Below are 6,083 nucleotides of genomic sequence, written 5' to 3'. Positions count from 1 at the left end.
TTTCCGCCAGAACCTTCTGGGCAAGCGCGCGGACTATTCCGGCCGCTCGGTCATTGTGGTTGGCCCCGAGCTGAAACTGCACCAGTGCGGCCTGCCCAAGAAAATGGCGCTGGAGCTGTTCAAGCCCTTCATCTATCACAAGCTGGAACTGTACGGGCACGCCTCGACCATCAAGGCCGCCAAGCGCATGGTGGAAAAGGAACGTCCCGAGGTATGGGATATCCTGGAAGAGGTTATCCGCGAACACCCGGTCCTGCTGAACCGCGCGCCCACGCTCCACCGTCTGGGCATCCAGGCGTTCGAGCCCGTGCTGGTCGAGGGCAAGGCCATACAGCTGCATCCGCTGGTCTGCACAGCCTTCAACGCCGACTTTGACGGCGACCAGATGGCTGTCCACGTGCCGCTGAGCCTGGAGGCCCAGCTGGAAGCCCGCGTGCTGATGATGTCGTCCAACAACGTGCTGTCGCCCGCCAACGGCAAGCCCATCATCGTTCCCAGCCAGGACATCGTTCTGGGGCTGTACTACATCACCATGGATATGGCCGGCATGCCGGGTGAGGGGATGGCCTTCGGGTCCGTGGGCGAAATCCAGCAGGCGCTGGATGCAAAGGCCGTTAACCTCCACAGCAGGATCCGGGCCCGCTATGCGACCGTGGATGCTGCAGGAAAACCTGTGACCAGCGTTGTGGAAACAACGCCGGGTCGCATGCTGCTGTCCGAGATCCTGCCCCGTCACCACAATGTTCCGTTCTCGCTGGTTAACCGCCTGCTGACCAAGAAAGACATCACGGGGGTTATCGACACGGTCTATCGCCACTGCGGCCAGAAAGAGACCGTGATCTTTGCCGACCGGCTGATGGGCCTTGGCTTCAGCCATGCGTGCCGGGCCGGCATTTCCTTCGGCAAGGATGACATGATCATTCCGAAAGCCAAGGAAGCCCTGGTGCGTGCAGCCCAGGGACAGGTCAAGGAATACGAACAGCAGTATCTGGATGGCCTGATCACCCGGGGCGAAAAATACAACAAGGTCGTGGACGTCTGGTCCGCCTGCACCGAAAGGGTGGCGGAGGAGATGATGAAGGGCATCTCGAAGTCCGTGCCGGGCGTCGGGATCAACTCGGTCTACATGATGGCCCATTCGGGCGCCCGCGGATCGGCAGCCCAGATCAAGCAGCTGGCCGGCATGCGCGGCCTGATGGCCAAGCCCTCGGGCGAGATTATCGAGACGCCCATCATCTCGAACTTCAAGGAAGGCCTGACCGTTCAGGAATACTTCAACTCGACCCATGGCGCCCGCAAGGGTCTGGCAGACACAGCCCTGAAGACCGCCAACTCGGGTTACCTGACCCGCCGTCTGGTGGACGTGGCCCAGGACTGCATCATCCTTGAGGAGGATTGCGGTACAAACGGCGGCCTGACCGTCAAGGCCGTGATCCAGGGCGGTGAGGTGGTTGCCCCCCTGACCGAGCGTATCCTGGGCCGTACGGCAGGAGCCAATGTGGTGGATCCCCTGTCCGGCAAGACTATTGTCAAGGCAGGCATCCTGATTGACGAGACGGCTTGCGAGGTCATTGAAAACGCGGGTGTGGATGCTGTCCAGATCCGCTCGGTCCTGACCTGTGACACCAGGATCGGTGTCTGCGCAAAATGTTATGGCCGTGATCTGGCCCGCGGAACGCCGGTGACCATGGGAGAGGCGGTGGGTGTTATTGCCGCCCAGTCCATCGGTGAGCCGGGAACCCAGCTGACCATGCGGACCTTCCACATCGGTGGTGCGGCCCAGCGTGGCGCGGAACAGTCCTCGGTCGAGGCAGCGTTCGATTCCACACTGAAAATCAGGAACCGCAACGTCGTCACCAATTCCGAGGGTGTTTCCATCGTCATGGCCCGCAATACCGAACTGGTCCTGGCGGACGACAAGGGCCGGGAACGGGCCCGTCACCGGGTTCCCTACGGCGCCAGGCTGCTGGTGGCCGAAGGGAAAAAGGTCACGAAGGGCCAGAAACTGGCTGAATGGGATCCGTACACCTTGCCTGTCATTACTGAAAAGGACGGTGTGGTACACTATGCCGACCTGACGGAAGGCGTTTCGTACCGCGAGATCATGGACGAGGCCACGGGTATCAGCTCGAAAGTTGTTTCCGACTGGCGCCAGCAGGCCCGTATGGCGGACATGAAGCCGCGCCTGGTGCTGCATGATGCCAAAACGAAAAAGCCCATCATCCTGTCCAGCGGAGCAGAGGCCCGGTACTATCTGTCCGTGGACGCCATCATCAATGTGGACAAGGGCGCCCATGTGAAGGCCGGGGATGTGCTGGCCCGCATTCCACGGGAAACCACCAAGACCCGCGACATCACAGGCGGTCTGCCCCGGGTTGCGGAACTGTTCGAGGCCCGGCGTCCCAAGGACTTTGCCATCATCTCGGATATCGAGGGCCGGGTGGTGTTCGGCAAGGACTACAAGACCCGCCGCCGCATCGTTGTCCGGAATGAAAAAACCGGTGAGGAGCGGGAATATCTGCTTCCCAAGGGCAAGCACGTGGCCGTCCAGGAAGGGGACCCTGTCCAGCCGGGCGATCTGCTGATGGACGGCAGCCCTGTGCCGCACGACATCCTGTCCATCCTGGGGGTTGAGGCGCTGGCCGAATACCTTATCAACGAGATCCAGGAGGTCTATCGTCTGCAGGGTGTGAAGATCAACGACAAGCACATCGAGGTGATTACCCGCCAGATGCTGCAGAAGATCGAGATCACCGAAACAGGCGACACCACCCTGATGACAGGGGAGCAGGTGGACTATGACGAGTTCGTCCTGGAAAACGAAAAGGTGATGAAGGAAGGCGGCCGCACGGCCACCGGAAAACCGGTCCTGCAGGGCATTACCAAGGCATCGCTGCAGACCCGGTCCTTCTTCTCGGCAGCGTCGTTCCAGGAAACCACCCGTGTCCTGACCGAGGCAGCTGTGGCCGGCAAGGTCGATCCGCTGTCCGGCCTGAAGGAAAACGTCATCGTTGGCCGTCTGATCCCGGCAGGTACCGGCGCAGTTGTCAGCCGCCTGAAAAAGGTGGCCCACGACCGTGACCGTGCTGTTGGCAAGGAAAAGGCAGCAACCCTTCCAGGTCCGGAAGAAAACAGCAAGGACGCCGCCTGATCATGGACAGCTTCCCCTCTCCCCTTGCGGGAGAGGGGGCCTTCCCGTGCCCGCTTCCAGCCAGAGAGTTTTTCGTGCTGCGTTCCACGTACAATCTTGTCCTGCGGCTTTCAGGCCATCGCCATGCCGTCTGGTATCTTGCGCTGATCTCGTTTCTGGAAAGCTCGGTTTTTCCCCTGCCGCCGGACATCCTGCTGATTCCCCTGATTCTGGCGAACCGCCAGCGGGCCTTCTGGCTGGCCACAGTCTGTACGGTATCCTCGGTACTGGGGGGGTATCTGGGCTATGCTATCGGGTATTTCCTGTTCCAGGGCATAGGGCTCCGGATCTTTGAATTTTACGGGATCGTGGACTCCTATCTGGCGTTCAAGGCTGAATTTGACCAGTACGGGTCTGCTATCATTATTCTCAAAGGGCTGACCCCGATCCCCTACAAGCTTGTGACCATTGCCAGCGGCGCTGCCCAGTTCAACCTTCTGGAATTCACCGGAGCTTCTATTATCTGCCGGGGCCTGCGGTTCTATCTGGTGGCGCTGCTGCTGTGGAAATACGGACAGCCGATCCGGGAGTTCATCGAAAAGCGCTTGGTGCTGGTGACCACTGTGACCGCTGTCCTGATTGTGGGCGGGTTTGTGGTCCTGAAGTTTATTCCTCACGGGTGACCAGGCCTTTGAAATTCTAACCTCTCCCCTTGAGGGAGAGGTAGTGAACATCGTGAGCGGGTGAGGGGTCGCAAGCAGACTCTTCGTCCGCACTCCTCACCCGACCCACCTCGTTACACCCGGTGTGCCGACCTCTCCCTCAAGGGGAGAGGTTAGAATTTTAGTAAACCCCCTCCACCTGCGGGGTGGGGGCAAGGAAAGGGTTCGTGGATCCCTCACCGGTGCTGCCGGTCAGGCCATCCAGAACGGGAGATGATTCAGAACCGGGCTCGGTTCCCGGAATGAAGGATTCCCAGATGGTACCAGTCTCTCCGGCCTGGGCCAGCAGACCGGTTTCGGGATTGATCCGGACCAGACGGATGCCTGAAGGTCTGCGGAAGGGGGTTGGCGGCTGGTTTGCCAAGGCTGCACCCATGAACTGTCTGAAGATGGGGGCAGACACGCTGCCCCCGGTTTCCTTTGGTCCCAGATCGCGAGGGGTGTCAAAGCCCACATAGACGCCTATGGCCAGATCGGGAGAAAATCCCACAAACCAGGCATCGCGGGAGTCGTTGGTGGTGCCCGTCTTGCCGGCCAGGGGACGGTTCAGGGATGCAATGATCTGGCCCGTGCCCCGCTGGATTACGCCTTCCAGGATGGAGACCATCTGGGCTGCGGCCCGCGGATCCGTGACCTGTTCCCGGGTATCCGGGACATCCGGCGTCGGCAGTCTGTCGCTCCAGGCCACGCTCTGGCAGCTGGTGCAGGGCCTGTTGTCATGGCGATAGACGGTTTTTCCCTGCTGGTCCTGGATGCGGTCGATCAGGGTGGGCGTGATCTTCTTCCCGCCGTTGACCAGCATGGCATAGGCAGTCGTCAGGCGCAGGACGGTGGTTTCGCCGGCGCCCAGCGCCATGGACAGGGTTTCCTGCAGATCAGGCGTGATGCCAAATCTCTCGGCATAGTCCGCCACCACGGGCATGCCCAGGCTCTGGGCCAGGCGCACGGTCATCAGGTTCCGGGATTTCTCGATCCCGCGGCGCAGGGTGGTGGGGCCCATGAAATCCCCGGAATAGTTCTGGGGCTTCCACAGGGGCAGGCCCGGCCCCTGTTCGATGACGACAGGGGCGTCCAGAATCAGGCTGCTGGGGGTAAAGCCATGCTCCAGTGCTGCCAGATAGATGAAGGGCTTGAAGGATGATCCAGGCTGGCGCAAGGCCTGGGTGGCGCGGTTGAAGACGCTCATGCTGCTGCTGAAGCCGCTGCTCAGGGCCAGGACGCGGCCCGTATGCGGGTCCATGGCCACCAGTCCCCCCTGGACCTGGGGTACCTGCCGCAGGGTCCATGTTCCGGAGGGGTACTTTTTCCCGGTGCTGTCCTTGTCCGCAGCCTCCACCAGGATCACATCCCCCTGGGCCATAACGTCAGAGGGCTTTTTCACTTCCGGCCCCAGGTATTCCCGGGGACGCCAGGCCCGGGCCCACTTCATTTCTGTCAGCGGGATACGCCCGCGGCTTTTATCCGCAAAGCCGATGTCCACATCCCTGTCCGTCACATCCAGAACCACGGCCAGGATCCAACCCTCACTGCCCGCAGGCGTTGCAATACCGGCCAGGCTGCCGGACCAGTCCAGCATGGTCTGCAGCTTTGCCACAGGGCCGCGCCAGCCGTGCCTGCGGTCATAGGCCATCAGCCCCTGGCGCAGGGCCTGTGTGGCAATTTCCTGCAGGCGGGGATCAACGGTCGTGCGGACGGAATAGCCACCCCTGTACAGCGGCTCCTCTCCATAAGCCGCGACCAGTTCCCGGCGGACTTCCTCGGCAAAGTCACCGGCTGCCACGCGCTCTTCCGCTGTGCGGGGTCGCAGGAGAATCTCCTCAGCCATGGCGGCTTTGGTCTCTTCTGCGGTGATATAGCCGTTGTCCCGCATCTCCCCGATCACCCAGTTGCGGCGGGCGTATGCAGCATCCCGGTTGCGGACGGGATGATAGCTGTTGGGCGCCTTGGGCAGGGCAGCCAGATAGGCAGCTTCGGCCACCGTCAGTTCATCCAGCGACTTGTTGAACCAGCTGACGGCCGCTGCGGCCACGCCGTACGACCGGTTCCCCAGAAAAATCTCGTTCAGGTACAGTTCCAGGATGCGGTCCTTGGTGAAGGCCTTCTCGATGCGGAAGGAAAGGATGGCTTCGCGGATCTTGCGGGTATAGGACACCTCGCCGGACAGCAGGAAGTTCTTGGCCACCTGCTGGGTAATGGTCGAGGCCCCCACCGGGCGGTGGCCTGTGGCGTAG

General features: G+C 61.5%; 3 protein-coding genes. 2 read left to right on the top strand and 1 reads right to left on the bottom strand.

Going from position 1 to position 6,083, the window contains the following annotated elements:
- Together M3O22_08265 and M3O22_08260 are read left to right on the top strand one after the other, a co-directional pair.
- On the top strand, nt 1-3,151 hold a 3,151-nt coding region (locus M3O22_08265), incomplete at its 5' end, for a DNA-directed RNA polymerase subunit beta' (GenBank protein ID MDP9196737.1).
- A gap of 74 nt (nt 3,152-3,225) precedes the next feature.
- Nucleotides 3,226-3,813: a DedA family protein gene (locus M3O22_08260; protein MDP9196736.1), complete on the top strand. Its 588-nt coding sequence runs from the start codon at nt 3,226-3,228 to the stop codon at nt 3,811-3,813.
- A gap of 160 nt (nt 3,814-3,973) precedes the next feature.
- Here M3O22_08260 and M3O22_08255 read toward each other — a convergent pair.
- Nucleotides 3,974-6,083, bottom strand: a 2,110-nt coding sequence (locus M3O22_08255) for a penicillin-binding protein 1A (protein ID MDP9196735.1), incomplete at its 5' end; no start/stop codon positions are given.

This window comes from Pseudomonadota bacterium (assembly GCA_030775045.1).
In the GTDB taxonomy this organism is placed as follows: domain Bacteria; phylum Pseudomonadota; class Alphaproteobacteria; order JALYJY01; family JALYJY01; genus JALYJY01.
The sequence above is the reverse complement of the archived record's forward strand: the minus strand, read 5'-3'. Positions and strand labels throughout refer to the sequence as shown.